The sequence below is a fragment of the Nocardiopsis halophila DSM 44494 genome (assembly GCF_000341245.1).
In the GTDB taxonomy this organism is placed as follows: domain Bacteria; phylum Actinomycetota; class Actinomycetes; order Streptosporangiales; family Streptosporangiaceae; genus Nocardiopsis_A; species Nocardiopsis_A halophila.
Genome location: NZ_ANAD01000030.1, coordinates 1 through 22,451, shown reverse-complemented (window position 1 = coordinate 22,451; position 22,451 = coordinate 1). Strand labels below are relative to the sequence as shown.

General features: G+C 75.2%; 18 protein-coding genes. 10 read left to right on the top strand and 8 right to left on the bottom strand.

The genetic code is table 11. From position 1 onward, the window contains the following. Positions 1–16: 16 nt before the first annotated feature. The 3 genes from D450_RS29330 to D450_RS0103505 form a co-directional block, all read right to left on the bottom strand. Positions 17–964, bottom strand: a complete 948-nt coding sequence (locus D450_RS29330; RefSeq protein ID WP_017537294.1) for a LysR family transcriptional regulator — start codon at positions 962–964, stop codon at positions 17–19. Positions 965–1,039: 75 nt separating this feature from the next. Further along, positions 1,040–2,041, bottom strand: coding sequence for a ketopantoate reductase family protein (locus D450_RS0103510; protein ID WP_017537293.1), 1,002 nt, complete (start codon positions 2,039–2,041; stop codon positions 1,040–1,042). A gap of 125 nt (positions 2,042–2,166) precedes the next feature. After that, the gene (locus D450_RS0103505; protein WP_241483043.1) at positions 2,167–3,087 is read right to left on the bottom strand and encodes a ketopantoate reductase family protein; all 921 of its coding nucleotides are present in this window, start codon (positions 3,085–3,087) and stop codon (positions 2,167–2,169) included. A 172-nt stretch (positions 3,088–3,259) separates the two neighbouring features. On the opposite strand from D450_RS0103505, the gene D450_RS0103500 reads away from it, so the two are divergent. The 4 genes from D450_RS0103500 to D450_RS0103485 all read left to right on the top strand — a co-directional run bounded on the left by D450_RS0103500 (position 3,260) and on the right by D450_RS0103485 (position 8,649). After that, positions 3,260–3,787 carry a GNAT family N-acetyltransferase gene (locus tag D450_RS0103500; protein WP_017537291.1) on the top strand — a complete coding sequence of 176 codons (528 nt, stop codon included), beginning with the start codon at positions 3,260–3,262 and terminating at the stop codon, positions 3,785–3,787. A gap of 146 nt (positions 3,788–3,933) precedes the next feature. Beyond that, positions 3,934–4,605, top strand: coding sequence for a pyridoxamine 5'-phosphate oxidase family protein (locus D450_RS0103495; RefSeq protein WP_017537290.1), 672 nt, complete (start codon positions 3,934–3,936; stop codon positions 4,603–4,605). A 17-nt stretch (positions 4,606–4,622) separates the two neighbouring features. Further along, on the top strand, positions 4,623–5,867 hold the full coding sequence (locus D450_RS0103490) for a coiled-coil domain-containing protein (protein ID WP_017537289.1): 1,245 nt from the start codon (positions 4,623–4,625) through the stop codon (positions 5,865–5,867). 748 nt (positions 5,868–6,615) lie between these two features. Next, positions 6,616–8,649 (top strand): FUSC family protein, encoded by a 2,034-nt coding sequence (locus D450_RS0103485; RefSeq protein ID WP_017537288.1) that lies wholly within the window; start codon positions 6,616–6,618, stop codon positions 8,647–8,649. 25 nt (positions 8,650–8,674) lie between these two features. On the opposite strand, the gene D450_RS0103480 is transcribed toward D450_RS0103485, so the two are convergent. Continuing rightward, positions 8,675–9,340 carry a cyclase family protein gene (locus tag D450_RS0103480; RefSeq protein ID WP_017537287.1) on the bottom strand — a complete coding sequence of 222 codons (666 nt, stop codon included), beginning with the start codon at positions 9,338–9,340 and terminating at the stop codon, positions 8,675–8,677. 228 nt (positions 9,341–9,568) lie between these two features. Between D450_RS0103480 and D450_RS0103475 the strand changes: the two genes are divergently transcribed. The 4 genes from D450_RS0103475 (at position 9,569) to D450_RS29325 (ending at position 16,178) form a co-directional block, all read left to right on the top strand. Next, positions 9,569–10,282 carry a lysophospholipid acyltransferase family protein gene (locus D450_RS0103475; RefSeq protein WP_017537286.1) on the top strand — a complete coding sequence of 238 codons (714 nt, stop codon included), beginning with the start codon at positions 9,569–9,571 and terminating at the stop codon, positions 10,280–10,282. A 166-nt stretch (positions 10,283–10,448) separates the two neighbouring features. After that, a complete protein-coding gene (locus D450_RS0103470) occupies positions 10,449–11,018 on the top strand; it encodes a hypothetical protein (protein ID WP_017537285.1) in 570 nt (189 codons plus the stop codon). A 286-nt stretch (positions 11,019–11,304) separates the two neighbouring features. After that, the gene (locus D450_RS0103465) at positions 11,305–12,654 is read left to right on the top strand and encodes an FAD-dependent oxidoreductase (protein ID WP_017537284.1); all 1,350 of its coding nucleotides are present in this window, start codon (positions 11,305–11,307) and stop codon (positions 12,652–12,654) included. A gap of 209 nt (positions 12,655–12,863) precedes the next feature. After that, positions 12,864–16,178, top strand: a complete 3,315-nt coding sequence (locus D450_RS29325) for a penicillin-binding transpeptidase domain-containing protein (protein WP_241483042.1) — start codon at positions 12,864–12,866, stop codon at positions 16,176–16,178. 521 nt (positions 16,179–16,699) lie between these two features. Here the strand turns inward: D450_RS29325 and D450_RS0103455 are convergent. Together D450_RS0103455 and D450_RS29320 are read right to left on the bottom strand one after the other, a co-directional pair. Then, positions 16,700–17,002 carry a DUF3040 domain-containing protein gene (locus D450_RS0103455; protein WP_017537283.1) on the bottom strand — a complete coding sequence of 101 codons (303 nt, stop codon included), beginning with the start codon at positions 17,000–17,002 and terminating at the stop codon, positions 16,700–16,702. 148 nt (positions 17,003–17,150) lie between these two features. Continuing rightward, on the bottom strand, positions 17,151–18,788 hold the full coding sequence (locus tag D450_RS29320; RefSeq protein ID WP_017537282.1) for a glycoside hydrolase family 10 protein: 1,638 nt from the start codon (positions 18,786–18,788) through the stop codon (positions 17,151–17,153). Positions 18,789–18,927: 139 nt separating this feature from the next. Between D450_RS29320 and D450_RS0103445 the strand changes: the two genes are divergently transcribed. After that, on the top strand, positions 18,928–20,199 hold the full coding sequence (locus D450_RS0103445; RefSeq protein WP_017537281.1) for an isochorismate synthase: 1,272 nt from the start codon (positions 18,928–18,930) through the stop codon (positions 20,197–20,199). Between the two features lie 22 nt (positions 20,200–20,221). On the opposite strand, the gene D450_RS0103440 is transcribed toward D450_RS0103445, so the two are convergent. Continuing rightward, entirely contained in the window at positions 20,222–21,004 is a 783-nt protein-coding gene (locus tag D450_RS0103440) for a cupin domain-containing protein (RefSeq protein ID WP_017537280.1), read from the bottom strand. Positions 21,005–21,052: 48 nt separating this feature from the next. Continuing rightward, positions 21,053–21,658 carry a TetR family transcriptional regulator gene (locus D450_RS0103435; protein ID WP_017537279.1) on the bottom strand — a complete coding sequence of 202 codons (606 nt, stop codon included), beginning with the start codon at positions 21,656–21,658 and terminating at the stop codon, positions 21,053–21,055. Positions 21,659–21,746: 88 nt separating this feature from the next. On the opposite strand from D450_RS0103435, the gene D450_RS0103430 reads away from it, so the two are divergent. Continuing rightward, positions 21,747–22,451, top strand: a 705-nt coding sequence (locus tag D450_RS0103430; RefSeq protein WP_017537278.1) for a zinc-binding dehydrogenase, incomplete at its 3' end; no start/stop codon positions are given.

Sequence of the window (22,451 nt, the reverse complement as noted above, 5' to 3'; positions counted from 1 at the left end):
GTGCCTCCCGGGCCGCTCAGTCGCCCCGGGAGCCGGCGTCGACGGTCATCATCGGCCCCACGGCGGGGACCGGGACCTTGCTCGCGGCCTCGCGGATCGCGCCGAGCAGCGGCTCGGGCGAGGCGCCGGCGCGGGTCAGGGCGATGATGTGCCGGCGGGCGGTGTTGCGCACGGTGCGCACCACGACGTTGGGCGAGGCCAGGCCGGTCCACCCCATCCGGGGCATCAGCGCCACCCCCAGGCCCGCCTGGACCAGCGCCATCACGGCGCTGAACTCGTCGACGGTGTGCACGATGCGCGGCTGGAAGCCGGACTGGTTGCAGGCCGCCGTCACGCAGTCGTACCAGGCGGTGCCCGGGGCCGACATGATCCAGTCGGCGTCGGCCAGGTCCGCGGCCAGCTCCAGGTCGGGGCGGGTGGCCAGCGGGTGGTGGTAGGGCAGCACCGCGTCGAAGGGCTCCACCATGATCGGGTCCATCCGGAACTCCGAGGAGCCGCTGTGCGGCAGGTGCACCGAGGACATGGTCACCGCCAGGTCCAGGGCGCCGGTGCTGAGCAGCTCGGTGCTCTCCTCCGGCTCGGCCTGGACGATCTCGAAGCGCCAGCCGGGGTGGGTGCGGCCCAGCGCCGCCACGGCCGGGGCCAGCAGGTCCGAGACGCCGGTGGAGAAGGAGCCCGCGCGGGCCACCCCGGTCCCGCCCTCGGCGTAGGCGGCCAGGTCGGCCTCGGCGCTCTCCATCTCGGCGAAGATCACGTCGGCGTGCTCCAGCAGGACCCGGCCGGCGCCGGTGAGCAGGAACCTGCGCCCGCGCCGCTCCACCAGTGCGGCGCCCGCCTCCTTGGACAGCGCCGCCAGCTGCTGTGAGACGGCGGACGGGGTGACGTTGAGGGCCTCCGCGGTGCCCGCCACGGTGCGGTGCTTGGACAGCGCCTGCAGCAGCTGCAATCGCCGGACGTCGATCATGATCTTTAATCTAGGTGAGACCGGAACGCGTTCCGGCACATTCGGCGGCCGCGGCGCCGTCCGGTGATGAGAGACTCACCGCTCGCCCGCGCCTCCTGCGCTCCGCGCGGCGGCCCGGTTGGCCGCGTCGACGCGTTCGAGGTCGGCGACGATGCGCGCCGTCACCGGGACCTCCACCCCCGCCGCCTCCGCGGCGCGCAGGAGGGCGCCTCCGAGGGCGTCGACCTCCATCGGCCGCCCGGCCTCGCGGTCGCGCAGCATGGACGGCTTGGTCTCGGCGGGGATCGCGTCGGCCGTGCGCACGATGTGGCCCGTGTCCAGGGAGACCCCGCGGCGGGCGGCCACCTTCTCCACCTCGCCCGCCACGGCCAGCAGGTCCGAGCGCCGCTCCCCCGTCCGGGCGCCGCCCATGGGCGACTCGGCGTGCGTGCACACCAGGGCGGTGGGCAAGAGGAAGTGCATCTTCCTCCAGAGCACGTCGTCCTCGGTCCCCCCTGCGCTCATGGACAGTCCGGTGGCCTGGAGCGCCCCGAGGAGCGCCTCGGCACGCGGGCCGGGGGCGGGCTCGGTGGCCATCGCGAAGGCGGCGAAGGGGCTCGACTGCACGATGTGCCCGGGGGCGACCCGGGTCGACTCGACTCTGATGGCCGAGCCGACCACGGTGGACTCGGGGAAGCGCTCCCTCAGGACGGACATGTGCTCGAAGCCGTTGAGCAGCGGGACGATGAGCGCGCCGCGCACATGCTCGGCGGGGATCCGCTCCAGGGCGTCGTCGAGTGCGGTGGCCTTGCAGCCGATGACGAGGACGTCGGCGGCGGATTCCAGGCGCGGGGCCGCAGGGACGCGGACGGTGAAGTCCCCGAAGGCCGAGGAGTCCACGCGCAGTCCGCGCTCGTCGATGAGGCGGGCCGTCGGCTCGGTGGCCACCACCGTCACGTCGTGCCCGTCCCGGTGGAGGAGCCCGGCGAGCAGCCCTCCCACGCCGCCGGGGGCGAGGACCGCGATGCGGCCCGGCCCATCAGGGGTGGCCCGGGGGCGCTCCCGGTCCTCGGCGGCCGTCCGATCCTGATTCGCCATGGTGGCTCCCTGTGTTGAGACCGGTTCCTGAGCACCGGAGCGTCACCGCCGACCCGGCCCTCGTTCTGCCCGAATTACTCCTATCTTCTAAAACCGGCGCCGGACGGGCGCCACCGGCCTCCGCATCACCCGTCCCGGGGGCGCTCAGCGCTCTCCGCCTCCCATGCCTGGAGGTCGGAGACCAGGCGCTCGGTGACGGGCGCCTCCAGCCCTGCGGCCCGTGCGGCGCGGACGAGTGCACCGCCCAGGGCGTCGGTCTCCATCGGGCGCCCGGTCTCCCGGTCGAACAGGAGCGAGGGGCGGGTGTGCGCGGGGCGCTCGGCGATGGTGAGCCGGACCGTGTCCGCGTCGACCGCGACACCGCGCGCGGCGGCCACGCGCACCACCTCCTCCAGCACCGCCTCCATGTCGGCGCGCCTCTCCTCGCGCGCGCGGCCGATCGGCATCAGCGCGTGCGCACAGACCAGGGCGGTCGGCAGGAGGAAGGCGTACTTGTCCCACAGGACGCGGTCGCCGCCCTCGACCACCCGGGCCTCGACACCGGCCCGCTCCAGCGCGCCGGCGAGGGCCTGCGCCCCCTCCCCCGCGACCTCCAGGCGGTTGTAGGGGCTGGTGTGCCGGATGACGCCGGGCTCGTCCCGGGAGGCGCCGACGTGGATCGCCGCCGGCAGCACGCGGGCGGCGGGGAAGCGCTCGCGGAGCAGGTCGAGGTGTTCGAAGCCGTTGAGCAGCGGGACGATGAGCGCGCCGCGCACGTGCTCGGCGGGGACGCGCGCCAGCGCATGGCCGAGGCCGGTGCCCTTGGTGGTCACGAAGAGGACGTCGGTGGGCCCGGTGAGCCGCGGCGCCGCGTCCGGCGCGGCGGTGAAGTCGCCGTAGACCGGCGAGGCGATCCGCAGGCCGGAGGCGGCGATGCGGGCCGCGGTCCCCTCGGTGGCCAGGACGCGGGTGCGCTCGCCGCCGCGGGCGAGCAGCCCGGCGAGGAGGCCGCCGACGCCCCCGGGGCCCAAAATTGTAAAATCCTTCAATTCTTCTGTCTTCGACACGTCAGACCGTCCTTTTCTTCGTGTCGGCCACTTGCCCCACGGGGCATGCACGTAGTGTCAGGGACACAGCTCAACCCCGCTAAGGATGCGGCCTGCAGCGGGGAGAGGGCGCACCGATGCGGGTGGAACGGGTGGGAAGAAGATGCAAACTTCGCTGGCTGCCAACACGACGATGCCGACCGAGGGCCACATGCGGTTCCGCTACCTGGGCGCCGACGGCGTCGATGAGCTCGCGGACCTGTGGAGCGCGGTGCACGAGCGGCACACCTCCGTCGCACCCGACCTGCACGACGTGATCGCGTCGCTCGGGGCGGAGGAGGCGTGGCGCCGCCGCCGTGCCCAGTACCGGCTCTGGCTCGCCGAGCCCTCGTCGCTGGCGGTGCTCGCCGAGCGCGCCGGCGTGCCGGTCGGGTACGCGATGGTGACCGTCCGGGAGAACCCCCAGGGCAGCTGGGACCGCGGCGAGAGCGTCGCGGTGGTGCAGACCCTGGCGATCCACCCCGAGGCCGAGGGCACCGGCGTGGGGTCGGCCCTGCTCGACGAGATCCGCCTCCAGGTCGCCGCCCAGGGCGTGCGCGACATCGAACTGTCCGCGCTCGCCGGCAGCTCCGAGGACATCCGCTTCTTCGAGCGCGAGGGCTTCCGCCCCTTCGTGACCACGATGGTCTGCCGCATCGGCGGCACCGGGGCGCTGGACTGAGCTCACGGCCCGCAACGTTACGCGGGGGCGCCATCCGCCGGCCGGGCGGGTGGCGCCCCTTTCGTGCGCCTTCACTCCTCTGGGGACGTGTGCTACAACTAAGCACTAGTACATAATTGTCTCCTCCCTAGAACAAAGGTGCCCCGATGGACGACACCACCGCCTACGCCCCCACCGCCCGCACCCGGCCCACCCGCAACCGCGACCGTGCGCGCTACGACGCCGCGACCGTGCACGCGATCCTCGACGAGGGGCGCCTGTGCCACCTGGGGTTCGTGGCGGACGGGGCGCCGGTGGTGCTGCCGACCCTCTACGCCCGCGTCGGCGGGGTGCTCTACCTGCACGGCTCCACGGGCGCCCGCGCCATGCGCGCCGCCGACCAGGGCGGCCTGGAGGTGTGCGCGACCGTGACGCTGACCGACGGCCTGGTGCTCGCGCGCTCGGGCATGCACCACTCGATCAACTACCGGTCGGTGGTCGTCCGGGGCACCGCCCGCCGCGTGCGCGAGGAGGCCGAGCTGCGCGCGGCGCTGGACGCGGTCGTCGACGCCGTGGTGCCGGGCCGCTCGGCCGACTGCCGCCCCGCCGACGCCAAGGAGCTGGCGCAGACGGCGGTGCTGCGCCTGGAACTGGACGAGGTGTCGGCCAAGGTGCGCACGGGCGGGGTCTCCGAGGAGCCGGAGGACGCGGACCTGCCGCACTGGGCGGGCGTGGTGCCGGTGCGCGAGGTCGTCGGGGCCCCCGAGCCCGACCCCGGGACCGCGCCCGGGAGCCCGCTCCCGGACTACCTGCGCGCGTTCGCCGCGTCCCGGGGCTGAGCCGTTAGGGTCGTCGGGTGGCCGACGACGCGAACACCTGCAACTTCCCCGGATGCGACCGTCCGGTCCCGCGCAGCACCTCCCCGGGGCGCCCGCCGCAGTACTGCGACCTGCCCGAGCACACCCGCTGGCGCGCATGGAAGGAGCGCCAGCGGATGCAGCAGGAGCAGGAGCGTGCCCTGGAGGCCGCCGAGGGGGCGGACGCCGCCCCCGCCGCGGACCGGACGGCGGACGACGGTGCGCCCGCACGGCCGCCCTCCCCGGCCGCGTCGGCGCCGGCCACGCCGGTGAGCGACGCGCGGCTGCGCGCCGACGACCTGCTCCGCCGGTTCGCGGTCCAGGCCGAGCAGCTGTCCTCGACGCTGGCCTCGGCCACCGACGCCTTCCGCACGATGACCGACCCGGCGAGCGCGGAGGCCCAGGTGGAGGCGGCGCGCCTGGAGTCCGCCCGGCGCGTGGCCGAGGCCGACGCCGCCCGGCTGGAGGCCGAGAACCGCAGGCGCGAGGCCGAACGCGAGCGGGAGCGCGCCGACGAGGCGGCGTCCTCGGCGGTCGCCGCCGCCGGGGCGGCCGAGCGGATGGCCGACACCGCCCTGCACCGGCGCGAGGAGGCCCTGGAGGAGAAGCGGCGGGCCGAGGAGGAGCGCGAGGCCGCCGCGCGCGAACGCGACGCGGCCGTGCACGAGCGCGAGAGCGCCCTGGCCGAGGCCGAGCGCCGGGTGCAGGAGGCCCGCGCGGAGGCCGAGGCGCGCGTGTCGGAGGCCGAAGAGCGCGCGGCCGAGCAGGTGGAGCAGGCCCGGCAGGAGGCGGCCGGTGCCGCCGAGGAGCGCGACCGCGCCCAGGAGGCCCTGCGGCGCGCCGAGGAGGCCCTGCGGCGCGCCGAGGAGGACGCGGCCTCCGCGGTCCGGGCGAAGGAGCAGGCGGAGGCCGAGGCCTCTGACGCGCGGCGGCGTTCGGCGTCCCTGGAACAGGAGGTCGCAGACGAACGGGAGCGCGCGGCCGCGGCGGTCGAGGACCTCAGGGCCCGCCTCGACGAGGAGCGCGAGCGCGCGCGGACCGAGCTCCAGGAGCAGCGCAGGGCCGCGAGCGAGACGCTGTCCGAGGCCAAGCAGGCCGCGGCGGAGCGCTTGGCCGCCATGGAGGACGCTCGCGCCCAGGCCGTTCACCGCGCCGAACGCGCCGAGGCCCAGCTCGACGAGGCCCTTTCCGAACTGCGCCGCCTGCGCGACCCGTCCCGGAGCCCCGCCGCCGAGGAGGCCTGACACCGGGGCAGGGGAGGTAGACCCCCCGGAACTACGGACCTGTTGTCCACCCCGTCCGGTTTTTGAGGGCCCGGACGAGCCGATCGAGGCTCGGAGCCCCGTCGGCCCCTTCTGGAGTCGTGTAGACCCGACAACTCAGACCGTAGGGAGGGCCGGGGACCGGGAAGAGGTCCCGTCCCTCGACACGGATCGTCGGGGAGCCGGGGAAGCACAGGTCCGCCGCCTGCTGTTCTGTCTCCACCTCGATCTCCGCGATCGCCGCGCCTGCGTACCCGGTGCGTTCCAAGGCCGCCCCCAGCCGTCGGCGAGCCGGGCCCCGGTTGGGGCATCCGGGGACGTACAACAATTCGACCCGCATATCCCCATCTTGAGGAGGAGGCCTCCTCAGCGCCAGGGGGCGACACTCGGGTTCCGGCACGCGCGCCGTTCGCGAGTGCGGTCCCGGTCACCTCGGGCAGTGGCCTGCATCCCCCTGAGCACGGGAACGGGAGCCGCTCAACGAAAGGGCCGCCTCACCTGCGCCGTCGCCCTGGTCGAGGCGCCCTTGGCGCGCTCCGGGCCGCGGCGGCGGGGCGCCGGATTCCCTACGAGGAATCCGGCTGTGGACACCGCTCCAGGGCGTTCGCACACGAACCGCCCCTGAATCGCTTTTACCATTGAGGGCGTGACGGACCAGGGGACCACGGGGAGCGAGACGGCCCGACCTGCATCGGAGGCCGACGGCCCCGACTGGAGTCCCCCGGCGCGCATGCGCGCCCAGGTGTCCGCGCGGCCTCGGCCGCGGATCGACCTCACCGCCCTGTTCGGGTTCGCCTCCGGCGGCTGGGCCTGGACCACCGCGGCCAAGGCCGCGATCGCCATGTCCGCCTCCTTCGCCCTCGCGGCCCTGCTGCTGGGCCCCCAGGTCGGCGCGCTCGCCGCCCTGGGGTCGATGACCGTCCTGTACGAGAAGAACACCCCCTACGCCTACCGGGCCGTGGCGCTGGGCATGGTGGGGCTCGGCTTCGTCGCCGCCGTCGCCGTCGGCTCGCTCGCCTCGCTCAACCTGTACACCTCCGCCCTGGCCATCGGGGCCGTCGCCGGCGTCGCCACCTGGCTCTGCCAGGCGCTGCGGGTGGACAAGCCCGGCCCGCTCTTCTTCGTGCTGGTGTGCGCCATCACCTCGATCGCCCCCGGCGGGCTCGCCGAGGTCCCGCTGCACGCCGGGGTCGCCGCGCTCGGCGCGGCCGTGGGATGGACGGTGTCCATGGCCGGCGCCCCCGTGCGCAGCCGCCACCCGGAGAACCGCGCCGTGGCCGGCGCCTTCCGGCAGCTGGCCGCCCTGCTGCGGGCCGTGGGCACCCCCGAGCTCGACCACGTCCAGCATGAGGCCTCGCTCGCCGTCGCCGAGGCCTGGCGCATCGTCCTGCTGGGCCAGACCCGCGGCTACCGGGACACCGCGCAGGCGGCCCGGCTGCGCGCCCTGCTGCGCTGGGTCTCCGACATCCACCTGGCCGCCACCGACGTGTGCCTGGCGCGCACCGACCCCCTCCCAGAGGAGGCCGCCCGCTTCGCCGACCGGCTTGCCGACGCCGTCGGCAAGCCGGACCGCTGCCCCGCCCCCACCGACCTGGACGAGGTGCGCAAGGGGCTGCGCCCGCGCTCTCTGGAATCGCGCCTGTACTCGCGCCTCGCGCGCGCGGCGCAGGCCGCCCGCAAGCCCACCCACGAGGACGACAGCCGCGGCCTGGAGCTGTATGACCAGCGCCACCCTCCGCTGCTCAGCCTGATGCGCTCCAGCCTGGACAGGGACTCCCTGGTCCTGCCGACCGCACTGCGCATGGGGATCACCGTGACGCTGGCGGGCATGGCGGCCCTGCTCCTGGGCTTCGACCGCTTCTACTGGGTCTCCATCACCGCCACCGCCGTCCTGCAGGCGGGCAACGTGGTGCTGACGGTCAACCGGGGGATGCAGCGCGCGCTGGGCACCCTGCTCGGCGTGTTCATCGCGCTGGGCATCCTGCTCGTCGACCCGCCCCTGCCGGCGGTCATCGCCCTGGCCGCCCTGTTCCAGGGGCTGACCCAGCTGGTGGTGCAGCGCAACTTCTTCTACGCCAGCATCCTGCTCACCCCCATGGCCCTGCTGCTGGCGCACACGGCCGCCCCCTACCCGGTGGACGAGCTGGCCCAGGCGCGCGTGGTCGACACCGTCCTGGGGGCGGTGGCCGGAATGCTGGGGTCGGTGCTGCTGTGGCGCAAGGCCTCGGCGTCGCGCCTGCCGCAGGTGATCGTCGATGTGCTGGACCACACGCGCGCCTCGGTCCTGGCCGTGCTCGACCCCGACGTGCGCATCACCCCCGAGCGGCGCTACGAGCTCAGGCGGGACCTGCGGGCCGCCCTGATCGGCCTGCGCGGCGTCTACGACAGCGCCATCGGGGACGTGCCCCGCGCCACCACCACCCAGCCCCTGTGGCCGGTGGTGGTGGCCGCGCAGCGCGCGGGCTACCTGGCCCTGGCCACGCTCGCCCTGGAGAACGCGCCGACCGCCTCGCAGATCACCCTCCAGCGGCTGGACCTGGCGTTCAGCGAGCTGATGGCCGCGATGCGCGAGCGGCGCACCCCGCGCCTGGGCGCACTGCCCCGGCTGGTGGACTATCCGCGCATCAACATGGAGCTGCGCATGCTCTCGTCCTCGATGCGCACCGCCGTCGCCGAGGACGAGCGCTCGGCCGAGCTGGAGCAGGAGCGGCGCGCCCAGCGCGAGCGGCGCCGCGCGCGCGAGGAGGCCGACGCCGACCTGTAGCGCCTCCTCCCCGCGCGCCGGGGCCTCAGCCGTCCAGGACGGCGAAGGCCCGCACGGGGAAGGTGCCCATGCCGCGCACCTTGGCCGGGACCGCGAAGAAGCGGAAGCCCTGCGAGGGCAGCCGGTTGAGCAGGCACAGGTGCTCCAGCACGGGCACGCCCGCCGCGAGCAGGACCGAGTGGGCCGGGCGCGCCCCGCGGGCGTCCTCGGAGGTGTCGTCCATGTTGACCGAGTCGATTCCCACCAGGCGGGCGCCCCCTTCCGCGAGCAGCCGCGCGCCCTCCTCGGTCAGGAAGGGGTGCTCGGGCGAGCCGTACTTGTCGGTGCGCCAGTGCCGGTCCCAGCCGGTGCGGATGAGCACCGCCCGCCCGCGCACCGGAACGTCGGCGAAGGCCTCGGGGCCCACCTCGCGGCCGGGGGCGTCGACCACCGTGCCGGGGACGTCGGCGACCTTCTCCAGGTCCAGGTCGGCCAGGTCGGCGCCGTCCCGGTAGCGGTGGGCGGGCATGTCGATGTAGGTGCCGGTGTTGGCGACCATCGAGATGCGGGTGATGCTGAACTCGGTGCCGGAGGCGTAGGCGCTCTGCGAGGCATCGAAGGTGACGTGGTCCTCGATCTGGGGACCCGGGAGCCCGGGATAGGTGGTCATCCCGTGCGTGATCTGGTGGCTGACGTCGACGAACCGTCCCATGTACGCCCTCATCTCCCTCGGCGGGTCACAGGTCTAGACCAACACTAGCGCCCGCCGCCGCGCCGCGCCCGGGGATCGCCGCGCCCTCCTGCGGTGCCGCCGCCGGAGGCGGCGGGCGCGCCCGGTGCGCACTCCGCCGGTCGGCGCCGTTAAGGTTCCCTATCGGCGCCGACCCGCTCGGACGCCGCCCCTCCCCCCACCCGCACCGACGAAGAGAGGGACTCCCGAGTGTCGCTGTACGGGGCCGCCAAGGCGGTCATCGCCCCCGCCACACGGACGCTGTGGCCGATCGAGGCCGACGGGGTCGACCACGTTCCCGCACGGGGCCCGGTGATCCTGGCCTCCAACCACCTGTCCAACATCGACCCGCTGTTCATCGGGGTCGCCGTGCCCCGCCCGGTGGTCTTCATCGCCAAGGAGGAGCTGTTCGCCGACGGCAACGCCGCCCAGCGGGCCCTCACCCGCGCGCTGCGCGGCCTGGGGCAGCTCTCGGTGGACCGCAAGCCCGGCCAGAGCGCACAGGAGGCGATGGACAACAGCCTTCAGGTGCTGCGCGAGGGCAACGTGTTCGGCATCTTCCCCGAGGGCACCCGCTCCCCCGACGGCCGCCTCTACCGGGGGCAGACCGGCCTGGCGTGGCTCGCGCTGTCCTCGGGCGCCCCGGTGGTCCCGGTCGCCCTGTACGGCACCGACCGCATCCTGCCGCACGGCCGCACGGTTCCGGTGCTGCGCCGCGTCGGCATGCGCTTCGGGCCGGCGGTGGACCTGTCCCCCTGGCAGGGCGAGGCGGGCCGGGCGCGCTCGCGGCGCGCGGCCACCGACGCGATCATGGCGGCGATCCAGCGCCTGTCCGGCCAGGAGCAGGTCCCGCGCTTCGCGGCCACGGTCAAGGCCGAGATGGAGGAGGAGCGCGCGGACCGGGGCGGCACCGGCCGGGGCTGACCCCGGCCCGACGGGGATTCGCCCGTTCGGCCCCCGCGCCGGCGCCCCCCGGTCTAGAGTTGGCCCCCAGATGACCGGTCCCCTCGCTCTTCCGGTCGCAGCGGACCCGGCCGCACTGTGCGGTCGGCGCGTCGGTTGCACGCGTGAGCGCGGAGGTGGAACGAAGGTGGCCCGGTTGAGCCGTTCGCTCTTCCCCGTCCTGCCCGAGGACGGCGTGTTCCGGATCTACGGCCGGGGCGCCCGGCCGGACGGCCCCGGCGTCCCCGCCCCGCCGGGCGGGGAGCTGCTCGCCTGCGGCGTCGACCACATGGAGCTGCGCACCCTGCAGGGGCGCGTGCCGGTCGGCGTGACCGTGGAGGAGTGGGACGGCCCGCCCCTGCAGGAGGCGGAGGAGGCCGACGCCTGGGAGGAGCGCGCCCTGGGTTCGCTGGTGCTGCGCGGCCAGGTCGCGGTGCGGGGCGGGATGAACCGCAGCCCCGTGCGGATCCGCCTGGCCGGCGGCGCCCGCCGGTACGCGGCCGAGGTGCGGGCCCGCCACCGGCGCGAGGTCGCCGAGGACTGCGTGCGGCTGCTGCGGCGCCATCCGGACCCGCGCTGCGAGGGGTTCCAGGCGGCGGCGCGTATGCTCGGCGGCCGGGAGGCGTTCCTGATCCGGCTGTGGCCGGTCGCGGCCGCGCCGGAGCAGCGCCCCTCGCCCGCGGCCGCGGTGAGGTACCCCACAGTCGTTTCGGGCTGAGTCCCGCCCCGTCGGCGCGTTCTTTCTCATCGGGCGTCCTTTGCACCTCGGTGACGTGCGCCGACGCCGCCGGCCGCGAAGGCCGTGCCCCGGTCGGCGGACCGGAGAGGGCAATGCCTATCTTGGAGATAGGGTTTATAGGGAACCGAATCCTCCTATAAATTAGGTTAGCCTCGCCTGATTTACCGCGCCCAGGGGGCGTGGACGGCGGCCCGCGCGCCCGGCGGGACCGCACGACGACCCGGCGCGACGAATGGAGAACTGAGAGATGACGCGACCACTGCGCGTGGGAATCGTGGGGGCGGGCCCCGCGGGGATCTACGCGGCCGACCTGCTCACCAAGGACGAGACCCTGGCCGCGGAGGGCGTCGAGGTCAGCATCGACGTCCTGGACAGGCTCCCCTCCCCCTACGGGCTGGTCCGCTACGGCGTCGCCCCCGACCACCCCCGCATCAAGCAGATCCAGTCCGCGCTGCACAAGATCCTCGACAAGCCGCAGATCCGCTTCCTCGGCAACGTCGGCTACGGGATCGACCTGAAGCTGGAGGACCTGCACCGGCACTACGACGCCGTCATCTTCGCCACCGGCTCCGACCGCGACCGCCCCCTGGACGTCCCCGGTGCGGACCTGCCCGGCAGCCACGGCGCCGCCGACTTCGTCTTCTGGTACGACAGCCACCCCGACGTCTCCCCGCAGTGGCGGGTCGAGGGCACCAGCGTCGCCGTCATCGGCGCCGGGAACGTCGCGGTCGACGTCGCGCGCATCCTGGCCAAGGACGCCGACGACCTGCTGCCCACCGACATCACCGGCAACGTGCACGAGGGCCTGCGGGCCAAGGGCGTCACCGACGTGCACGTGTTCGCCCGGCGCGGCATCGCCCAGGCCAAGTTCACCCCGATGGAGCTGCGCGAGCTGGACAAGCAGCCCGGGGTCGAGGTGATCGTCTACCCCGAGGACTTCGAGATGTGCGAGGCCTCGGTGGCCGCCGCCGAGGAGTCCAACCAGGTCAAGACCAACGTCAAGGTCCTGCAGAACTGGGCCATCCGGGACCCGCGCGGCGAGCCGCGCCGCCTGCACCTGCACTTCCTGCACCGCCCCGCCGAGGTGCTCGGCGAGGACCGCGTCACCGGCCTGCGCACCGAGCGCATGGAGCTGACCGGCGACGGCGGGGTGCGCGGCACCGGCGAGTTCATCGACCACGAGGTCCAGGCCGTCTACCGCGCGGTGGGCTACCTCGGCTCGCCCCTGGCCGACCTGCCCTTCGACGAGGAGCGCGGCGTCGTGCCCAACGAGGGCGGCCGGGTGCTCGACATGGACGAGCGGCACGTCCCCGGCGTCTACGCCACCGGCTGGATCAAGCGCGGCCCGGTCGGCCTGATCGGCCACACCAAGGGCGACGCGCTGGAGACCGTCACCAACCTGGTGGAGGACCGCGCGGCCTTCCCCGAGCCCGAGGCGCCCGAGCCGGAGTCGTTCCTGCGGCTGCTGGAGGAGCGCGGAGTGCCCTACACCACCTTCGAGGGGTGGCGGCGGCTGGAGGCGCACGAGGAGTCCCTGGGTGAGGCCGAGGGCCGCAAGCGCGTCAAGGTGCGCGAGCGCGACGCGATGACCCGGATCGCCCGCGGCGAGGACTGATCCGGGACACTGGGCCCCTCACCGGCCGCTATCGTCGTTCCTGGCTCAGACGTACACGGCGAGGCGATCGGCCGGACCGGATCGCGGGCACGGGCCCCGAGGGCCCGTGCCCGCGCCCGGAGGGACCGCCCGCTCCCCCTTCGGCGGCGACGCCGAGCCGTGCCCCTGCGCACGCGGGGGCGGTGCACCCCGGGAAGGACGAATCAGGCGTGGACGACAGGTGGACACCGGGAGAGGACGACGACGCGTTCCCCCGGCGCGACCAGGAGAGCGACGGAGGAGCGGCGCCTCCCCCGCCGCCCGCCGGTACTCGGGAGGAGGCGGAGTCCGCCCAGCCCCGCAACCCCTATGTTCTGCCGACGGCACCCTCCGAGCGGAACGAGCAGGGGCCGCCCGGCGTCCCCTCCGGCGCCGAGCGCCCCTACCCGTCGGGGCCGGGTGCCCCCGGCCGGGGCAGTGACGGCGGCATCGACTGGAAGGCGCCGCCGCGCCCGTCCGGCGACTCTGCTGGGAGCGACGCCCCTGGCGCCGGGCCGGTCGGCCCCTCAGCAGGGTCCCCGACTCCTCCTGAGGCATCGCCGTTCTCCGAGTCCAGGGAGGCGCGGCCCGACGGCGCCCCGTCGCCCGTGGAGACCGGTCCTCTTCCGCAGACCCATGGCGGCGAGAGCGCCCCCTCCCGTAGTGGCTGGGACGCCCCCAGGGACGCGAACGACCCGGCGACGCCGTCTCCGTCCGCGTCCTCGCCCCCTTCCGCCCCTCAGGCCCCCTTCTCCCCGCCACCCGGGGCCTCGAGCGGAGCCGACCACCCCGAGCCCCCGACGGACGCGCCTGGCGCCGCTGAGAGCCCTCAGGCCTACGACCCGTCCCGAGGGAGGGACGTCCTCGGCGGCGGCTTCTCCGAGGAGGCCCGGCCGCCGTTCGCCGACGGCCCCGGCCGGCACGGCGCCCCTGGCGAGTCTCCGGCCGACCGGACCATCCCCACCGGCGCACAGACCGGCCCCTTCCCCAGCGTCGGCCCGGACACCGGCGCCGAGGAGGGCCTGCCCACCGGCCGCCAGGACTCCGCCTGGACCGGCGGCGGGGACCTCACCGGCGCCCCGTTCGAGCCCTCCGGGCAGCCCGCCCAGGAGGCCGACACCTCCCTCTCGCGCTTCGCGCCCCCGACCGACCCCGAGCCGGGCGCCGCCGGGGTCGACGACCGCGCTCCTTGGGCCACCTCCGCCTTCCCTCCTCAGGAGTACGGCGCCCCGGCCCCCGATGCCTCCCCCGACTCCACGATGCCCTCCTCGGACCCGGCGGGCCCTGCGGGCGACACCTTCGGGTGGCAGAGCGCTCCCCGACCCGCAGACGGGGCCCCAGAGCCCTCGGCGACCATCGCCCAGGGATACCCGCCCCCCGTCCCCGAGGGCGGGCAGCCGCACGACGCCCACGGCGCGTACGGGGACGGCCAGTACGGGGACCGCGACCAGGGCGCCTCCACACCGCCCGGCGGGTTCGGCGCCGCGCCGGACGGACGCTCCTACCTGGACGAGACGTCCAACCCCGCCTTCCCGAACGCCGAACGCTCCCCGTTCCCCGAGTCCGACGAGATCCCCGACGACCCGTACGGCGCACAGAGCGCCCCCTACGGCGGGACGCCGGCGGGCGGGGACACCGGGCCCGGCACGCAGACCTTCGCCGTTCCCCCGGGAGTGCCCTCGGACGTCTCCTCCGGGCCCACCCCGTCGGGACCGTCCGATCCCGACGGCCCCGGGGAGGGGACGGGAGGCTTCCCGCCGCCGCCCGCCCCGCCCGGACGCTCAGGCGCACCCGGCGGCCCGGACGGCCCCGGCGCACCCGGCGGTCCCTACGGCCCGTTCGACGAGGACCCCGAGCCGAAGAAGCGCTCCCGCAAGGGCCTGTTCATCGGCATCGGGGCCGCCGTCCTCGCCGTCGTCCTCATCGGCGGCGTCACCGCCTGGTTCGTCTGGGGCAGGCCGGCGGGTCCCGAGGGCACCGCCGACGCCTACGCCGCCGCCTGGGGCGAGCGCGACTACGCGGCCATGGCGGCACAGGCCACCGGCGGCGACGCCGAGAAGCTGCTCACCGGCCTCGACGAGAACCTCGGGGTCGAGAAGGCCTCCATCGAGGTGGGCGAGATCAGCGAGGGCGACGGCTCGGCCACCGCCCCGTTCACCGCCACCCTGTCGCTGAGCAGCGCCGGCGACTGGACCTACGAGGGCGAGCTGCCGCTGGTGCGCCAGGACGGGGAGTGGAAGGTCGACTTCGCCCCCGACGTGGTGCACCCCGAGCTGTCCGACGGGACGACGCTGATCCGCACCAACGTGCTGGGCGAACGCGGCCGCATCCTGGCCTCCGACGGCTCGCGCCTGGACACCGAGGACGCCTCCGGCTCGATCAAGATGCTCACCGGGTCGGTCGGGGCGGCCACCGCCGAGGACGTGGAGCGGCTGGGCGCCGGCTACAAGGAGGGCGACCCGGTCGGCCAGGGCGGCATCCAGCAGCAGTACGAGGAGCGCCTGGCGGGCGAGATGTCCACCTCCATCCGCGTCGCCCCGGTCGGCGAGGAGGAGGCGGCCGCCGAGGACCCCGACGCCCCGGTGGTGGCCACCCTGGAGGGCGAGCCCGGCAAGGACGTCACCACCGCCATCGACCCGGCCCTGCAGGACGCCGCGGCCGCGGCGGTCACCACCGAGGGCAAGCCGACCTCGCTGGTGGCGGTGCGCACCACCACCGGCGAGGTGCTGGCGGTCGCCAACAACGCCGCCGGGTTCAACCGTGCCCTGGACGGGCAGTACGCGCCCGGCTCCTCGCTGAAGATCATCACCTACGAGTCGCTGCTGGAGAACGGCATGACGACCTCGGACCCGATGAACTGCCCGAAGGAGGCGCTGGGCTTCAAGAACGCCGGGGACGCCGCCTACGGCGCCCAGACGATGAGCGAGGCCTTCGCCACCTCCTGCAACACCGCCCTGGTCCAGGCGGTGGTGCAGCGGCTCAGCGGCGAGCAGCTGGCAGCCACGGCCGAGGAGTTCGGCATGAACGCCGAGCTCAACGTGGGCATCCCCGCCCGCAAGCCGTCCTTTCCCCAGCCCGACGGCAACGGCCTGCTCGCCGCGCAGAGCATCGGCCAGGGCCAGGTGATCAGCACCCCGCTGCACATGGCCACCGTGCCCGCGGCCATCGCCGACGGGTCCTGGCGCTCCCCGGCGCTGGTGACCGACCCCGCGCTGGAGGGCAAGCCCGAACCCGAGCCGATCGCGCACGCCGAGCAGATCCGGCCGATGATGCGCGCGGTCGTCACCGAGGGCACCGCCAAGAGCTCCGGGTTCGAGGGCGAGGTGTACGCCAAGACGGGCTCGGCCGAGTTCGGCACCGCCTCCGGTGAGGACGATGAGCTGGAGACCCACGCGTGGGTGGTCGGCTACAAGGGCGACATCGCCTTCGCCGCGGTGGTCGAGGGCGGCGGAGGCGGCGGCTCGGTCGCCGGCCCCGTGGCCGCCGAGTTCGCCAACACCTTCTGACCCGTCAGGGCCGGGACCGGCCCCACGCGTCGAAACGAGAGGCCGCCCGAGGTGTGCACCCCGGGCGGCCTCGCCGTTCCCACGGGTCCCGGACGGCAGGCGGGCTCCCACCCCCACTACCGCTTTACCGGGCGAGGGCCGCCGACGCCCCGCCCTACAGCGCAGATCCGACACCGCCTCGGGCAGGGGCGAGTCACCAGGCTGTACATGGTGGCCACGAGGACGGCTGGTCCCGTCTCGGAGTCCCCCCAGGAACACATCTCAGGCGCCAGGGCGTGCCCGACCGGCAGTGTATGACCAAGCGCGGCACAAGGGCGCGCCTATGACCACCAAGAGGGCCGACACAAGCGCACAGCCCTCTCCCCGGCTCCTCGCGCCAGGCGCTGTCTGGGCCTCCGTTCCGGGGGACGCCAAGGGCCGCGTGAGGAGCGCGGGCGTAGCCCGCCCAAGCGGTGTGACCGGAGGCGGTCCTTACTGCCCCAGTGGACCGGGGTGGGGCCGCTCCGGCGGGCGGGGCCGGGTCACCGGGCCGAGCCGCCCACGGCGCTGACCACGTCCACGTCCTGCTGCTCCCCGGGGCCCGCCGGGGCCTCGGCCGGGGGTGCGAGCAGGAGCAGTCCCAGCACCATGAGCAGGACCATCGCCGCGACGATCGCGCAGACCAGCCAGGCCCGCCACTTCAGGTCGCCGTCGGCGGGCCGGTCCGACAATCCGGGGTCACCGTCGCCGAACGACTGCAGGCGCCCCGCCAGGACCGGGTCGTCCTCGCTGAGGCGGTGCTCGATCGCGGCCAGGATCCGCTCCTCGTATTCGCGCAGAGCCATGGCGCCACCTTTCGCAACGGCAGGGGGAGCGCCGGACCGCCCCGGTGATACGGCGGTCCCGCCCCCGGTACCCGCTTTTCTATCCGGGAGCGGGTCCGCTGTCATCCGGTTCGGGGAATTCGCTCCTGACCGCGGGGTGCGGTCCTGCTCACCCCGTCGGGGCGGCGACCGCCTCGCCCTCGCCCGGCGCGCCTTCGGTGCGGTACCGGTCCAGGGCGGTCACGAAGTAGCGCAGCCCCTCATCGCCGCCCCCGGAGCCGTCCTCGGCGGCACCGGCGGCGGTATCGGCGGCGGTATCGGTGAACGAGGGCCCGTCCCCCGCCCCCACGACGCCCACCAGGTTGTCGCGGCCGGCCAGCGCGCACGGGTCGTCGGCCCCGTCCCCCGCCACCCGGTACACGGCGTAGGAGCGCGCCCCCTCGACCGGGTCCCACGACAACCGGACGCCGCCGTCCCCGGTGCGCTCGGCCCCCAGCCCCCCGACCGGGTCGGGGCGCCCCTCACCGCCCCCGGCCCGGGGCGGCAGCGCCGGCAGGGCGTAGTGGTCCTCGGACAGCCGCTCCATCGCCCCCTGGGCCCGGCCCCGCAGGTCCTGCATGGAGAAGAACACGTCGCCGCCCACCTCGGGCAGCCCGCCGCTGAAGTCGAGCTGGCGGGCGAGCGCACCGTCGCCCTCCCAGGCCTTCTCGCCGTCCTCGCCGACGCGGTAGGCGGCCTGGCCGATGTACAGGTCCACGCCCGTGCCGCGCACCTCCTCGGCCCACCAGGGCGCCAGCACCTCGTAGTCGGCGGCGGAGAACCCGCGCTCCCAGTACAGCTGGGGCACGAGGTAGTCCACGCTGCCCTGCTCGATCCAGGCCCGGGTGTCGGCGTACTGGGCCGAGTAGGACTCCAGGCCCTCGGTGTCGGAGCCGCCCGGGCCGCTGCCGGCGTTGCGGTAGATGCCGAAGGGGCTCACCCCGAACCGGACCCACGGCTCGGACTCCTCGATGGCCGCGTGCACGTCCGCCATCAGCGCGTCGACGTTGGAGCGCCGCCAGTCGTCGCGGTCCCCTCCGTCGCCGTACTCCTCCCAGCTCGCGTCGTCGTCGAACTCCTCGCCGCCGGCCGGGTAGGGGTAGAAGTAGTCGTCGAAGTGCACCCCGTCCACGTCGTAGCGGTCCACGACGTCCATGACGACGCCGGTGACCCATTCGCGCACCTCGGGCAGCCCGGGGTCGAGCCAGCCCTGGTCGTCGTACTCCACCAGCCAGTCGGGGTGCTCGACGGCCGGGTGGTCCCCGCTCAGCCCGTCGAGGTCGGGGTCCTTCCAGCCGACGCGGTAGGGGTTGAACCAGGCGTGCAGCTCCAGCCCGCGCGCGTGCGCCTCCCGGACGGCGAACTCCAGGGGGTCGTAGCCCGGGTCGCCCCCCTGCTCGCCGGTCAGGTAGCGCGCCCAGGGCTCCTTGTCCGAGGCGTAGACGGCGTCGGCGGTGGGCCGGGCGTGGAAGAAGACCGCGTTGAGGCCCAGTTCCGCGGCGGCGTCGAGCTGCGCGCGCAGCTCCTCCTTCTGCTCCTCGGCCTCCAGCCCCGGCTCGGAGGGCCAGTCGATGTTGCGGACCGTGGTCAGCCACACCCCGCGCATCTGCCGCTTGGGCAGGTCGGCCGCGGCCTCGCACTCGGCGGGGATCGGCCGGGCGTCGGCGCCGGCCTCCGCGGGCCCCGCGTCCTCGGGAGGCGTCCCCGTGCACGCCGCCAGCACCGGCAGCGCCGCGGCCGTCGCCGCCCAGCGCAACAGCCTCCGCATGTCCCCCGTGCCCGCCTTTCCCCGCGTTCCGCCGATTCCACCGATTCCCGGGACAGCCTAGCGGCGCCTCCGTCACACCCGTCCCCGGATCCGCGCAGATGGGCACGCCCTCTCCGCCGACTCCCTAGACTCGAATGTCGTGAGTGTCGCCTTTGCATCCCCGTCACGGCTGGTCGTCCGCACCGTCGAGCTGCGCGACCGGCGTTCCCTGCTGTCCCACCTGCCCCCCGCCGCGCCCCTGTGCTGGCTCCGAGGCGGCGAGGGGCTGGTCGCCTGGGGCGAGGCGGCCCGCGTGGAGCCGCCCGCCGAGGCCGGGCCGCACGGGGCGGACCGCTTCGGCGGGGCCGCCGAGGCGGTGCGGGAGCTGTTCTCCGGGGCCGAGGTCGACGACGCGATCGACCTGCCGGGGACCGGACCGGTCGCCTTCGGGTCCTTCACCTTCGACGCGCGCTCGCCGGGATCGGTGCTGGTCGTGCCCAGCGTGGTGGCCGGGCGCCGGGACGGGCGCACCTGGCTGACCACCATCGGCGCGCACCGGCCGGGCGGCCACCCCGGCGCGCTCACCGCACCGGGGGCGCCGCTGCGCCCGGTGGGGCCGCTGACCTGGGGCCCGGGCTCGCGCACGGCCGAGGAGTGGTGCGGCTCGGTGGGCGCGGCGGTGGAGCGCATCCGGGCCGGCGGCCTGGCCAAGGCGGTGCTGGCGCGCGACGCGCTCGCCGACGCCGAGCGCGGCATCGACGTGCGCACCCTGCTGGGGCGGCTCGCGGCCGCCCACCCCGACTGCTACACCTTCGCGGTCGACGGGCTGGTGGGCGCCACCCCCGAGCTGCTCCTGCGCCGCGCGGGCGACCGGGTGGAGTCGCTGGTGCTGGCGGGGACCCGCACCCGGGGCGCCACCGCCGCGGAGGACGCCGAACTCGCCCGCGACCTGCTCTCCTCGGCCAAGGACGCCGAGGAGCACCGCTATGCGATCGACTCGCTGCGCGCGGCGCTGGACCCGCTGGCCGAGGAGGTCTCGGCGCCGTCGTCGCCCGAGCTGCTGCGGCTGGCCAACGTGCAGCACCTGGCCTCGCCGACCTCGGCCCGGCTGCGCGCGGGGGTCTCGACGCTGGACGCGGTGGGCGCCCTGCACCCCACGGCGGCGGTGGGCGGCACCCCCACCCGGGCGGCGGTGGAGCTCATCGCCGAGCTGGAGGGGATGGACCGCGGGCGCTACGCGGGCCCGGTGGGGTGGGTCGACGGCCAGGGGCGCGGCGAGTGGGCGATCGCGCTGCGCTGCGCACAGGTGTCGGGGTCGCGGGCGCGCCTGTTCGCGGGCTGCGGCATCGTGGCCGACTCCGACCCGCGCTCCGAGCTGGCCGAGGCCGACTCCAAGTTCCGCGTCATGCGCGAGGCCCTGACCGACGGCTGAAGGGGCCCGCGCCCGGCGGCGCTCACTCCCGCAGGGCCTCGAAGTCCGCGAACTCGAACCCCGGGGCGACGATGCAGGTCACCAGCGCCTCCTCGCCCACCAGCGGGCGCGCCGCCTGCCAGGTGCCGGCCGGGACCAGCAGCTGGAGCCGCTCCCCGGCCTCGACGTAGGGCCCCAGCACCTGCGGGCGCTCCTCCTGCGGCTCGTCCCCGGTCCCGCCCAGCAGCATCCGCAGCGGCCCGCCCCGGTTGAACACCCACAGCTCGTCCGAGCGGACCCGGTGCCAGCGCGACTCCTCGCCCGGGCAGAGCAGGAAGTGGATGGCGCTGGCCGCGTCGCGCGGCCCCGGGTAGCCCTCCGGGTCGGTGCGCACCGGGGCGCGCCACGTCTGGCGGTACCAGCCGCCCTCCGGGTGCGGCAGCAGGTCCAGCGCCTCTGCGGTGGGGCTGCGCCGGTCGACGCCGGTGAAGCCGCCCCACGGGTCGCGGCGCAGGTAGCGCACCCCCACCACGGCGCGGCGCGGGATCGGGCCGTACACGTGGGGGAAGCGCACGTCCGGGCCGACCCCCGGGGGCGGCGCCGGCGCGGGCGCCTCCCAGCGCACCTCCGCGTCCACCATCCCGCTGTCCACGACCAGGGCCACCATCTGCTCGCCGGTCCCCCGGTAGAAGGCGTCGGCCACCGCCAGGAGCGTGGCCTCGTCCGGGGAGGCGTGCACGAACCCCTCGGTGTCCAGGGATTCGGCGGTGATGTCGCCGCCCTCCTGCCACCGCGCGTGCTCGGTCATGTGGAGGATGTAGCCCATGGGGGCGACGCTATCAGCGCCGTGACCGGCGACACCCCGTACCCCGCCCTACACCTCCAGGTGCAGGGCGGCGTCCATGCCGGCGAAGGCGCGGCGGACGTGCCCGGGCAGCTCTCCGGGCTCGCAGGCCGGCAGCCACTCGTCCAGGGCGCTCCTCCACGCCGCCACGCAGAACTCGACCAGCAGCCGCAGCTCCAGGCCGTCCGGCGCGTCGAGCCGCCTCCGGAACTCCGTCTGCACCTCGGCGCAGTGGTGCAGCGAGTGGCCCTCGAGCGCCGGGGACTCGGCGGTCAGCCGGAGGGTGGTGCGGAACCGGCGGTTCCAGTCCTCGTCCATGCGCGAGAGCGCCGCCAGCAGAGTGTCGCGGAAGACGTCGCGCAGCGGTCCTCCGGTCCTCGGCCCCTCGTCCTCGTCCAGGACCTCCAGGAAGACGCTCCACAGCTCCTTGGCGGCGGTGAGGGCCACGTCCTCCTTGGAGCGGTAGTAGCGGAAGAAGGTGCGCCGCGACACCTCGACGGCCTCGAGCAGTTCGTCGAGCGGGGTCGCGTCGAATCCGCGCTCGCCGAACAGCGTCACGGCGGTGTCCGCCAGCGCCTGGCGGGTGCGGACCTTCTTGCGTTCGCGCAGCGAGGAGGGCGGGTCGGTGGGCGTCATCAAAGCCAGTGTAGCGCGGCCGCCGAAACGTGGCGTATGCTCCGGAAGCGCAAATGCCACTCTGTGGCACTTTTCGTGAAGGAGCGACATGCGCGCACTCGTCATCGACCACGCCGCCCCCACCCGCCTGGCCATGGCCGAGGTGCCCGACCCGGTCCCCGAGCGGGACGAGGCCCTGGTGCGGGTCGAGGCCGTCTCCCTCAACTACGGGGAGGTCGCCGACGCCGCCCGGGGTGAGGCGCCGGACGGGACGGTCATCGGCTGGGACGCGGCAGGGGTGGTGGTCCGCCCCGCCGCCGACGGGTCGGGGCCGCCGGAGGGCGCCCGCGTCGTCACCCTCGGCCATGCGGGGTGGGCCCGGCTCCGGGCGGTGCCGGCGTCCATGCTCGGCACCGTGCCCGACGGCGCCGACCCGGGGGCCGCCGCCGCCCTCCCGGTCGCGGGGCTCACCGCCCTGCACGTGCTGCGGCGCCTGGGGCAGCTGGTGGGCCGCCGGGTCATGGTCACCGGTGCGACCGGCGGCGTCGGACGGTTCGCCGTCCAACTCGCCGCGCGCGCCGGGGCCCAGGTGGTGGCGATCAGCAGGGACCCGGCATCCACCGAGGTCCTGCGAGCGCTCGGCGCCGACGAGGTCCGCTCCGACGCCGCGGACGTCCGGGAACCGGTCGCGGGGGTGGTCGACAACGTCGGCGGGCCCGCCCTGGTGAGCGCCTTCGCCGCCCTGGAGGCCGGCGGGACGCTGGTCAACGTGGGCCGCTCCTCGGAGGCGGCCGCGGTCCTGCCCACCGACGCG

What these genes read in the sequence shown, in the direction of transcription:
- D450_RS29330 (WP_017537294.1), bottom strand. Translation starts at nt 964, where the DNA reads ATGATCGACGTCCGGCGATTGCAGCTGCTGCAGGCGCTGTCCAAGCAC.
- D450_RS0103510 (WP_017537293.1), bottom strand. Translation starts at nt 2,041, where the DNA reads ATGGCGAATCAGGATCGGACGGCCGCCGAGGACCGGGAGCGCCCCCGG.
- D450_RS0103500 (WP_017537291.1), top strand. Translation starts at nt 3,260, where the DNA reads ATGCCGACCGAGGGCCACATGCGGTTCCGCTACCTGGGCGCCGACGGC.
- D450_RS0103495 (WP_017537290.1), top strand. Translation starts at nt 3,934, where the DNA reads ATGGACGACACCACCGCCTACGCCCCCACCGCCCGCACCCGGCCCACC.
- D450_RS0103485 (WP_017537288.1), top strand. Translation starts at nt 6,616, where the DNA reads ATGCGCGCCCAGGTGTCCGCGCGGCCTCGGCCGCGGATCGACCTCACC.
- D450_RS0103480 (WP_017537287.1), bottom strand. Translation starts at nt 9,340, where the DNA reads ATGGGACGGTTCGTCGACGTCAGCCACCAGATCACGCACGGGATGACC.
- D450_RS0103455 (WP_017537283.1), bottom strand. Translation starts at nt 17,002, where the DNA reads ATGGCTCTGCGCGAATACGAGGAGCGGATCCTGGCCGCGATCGAGCAC.
- D450_RS29320 (WP_017537282.1), bottom strand. Translation starts at nt 18,788, where the DNA reads ATGCGGAGGCTGTTGCGCTGGGCGGCGACGGCCGCGGCGCTGCCGGTG.
- D450_RS0103440 (WP_017537280.1), bottom strand. Translation starts at nt 21,004, where the DNA reads ATGGGCTACATCCTCCACATGACCGAGCACGCGCGGTGGCAGGAGGGC.
- D450_RS0103435 (WP_017537279.1), bottom strand. Translation starts at nt 21,658, where the DNA reads ATGACGCCCACCGACCCGCCCTCCTCGCTGCGCGAACGCAAGAAGGTC.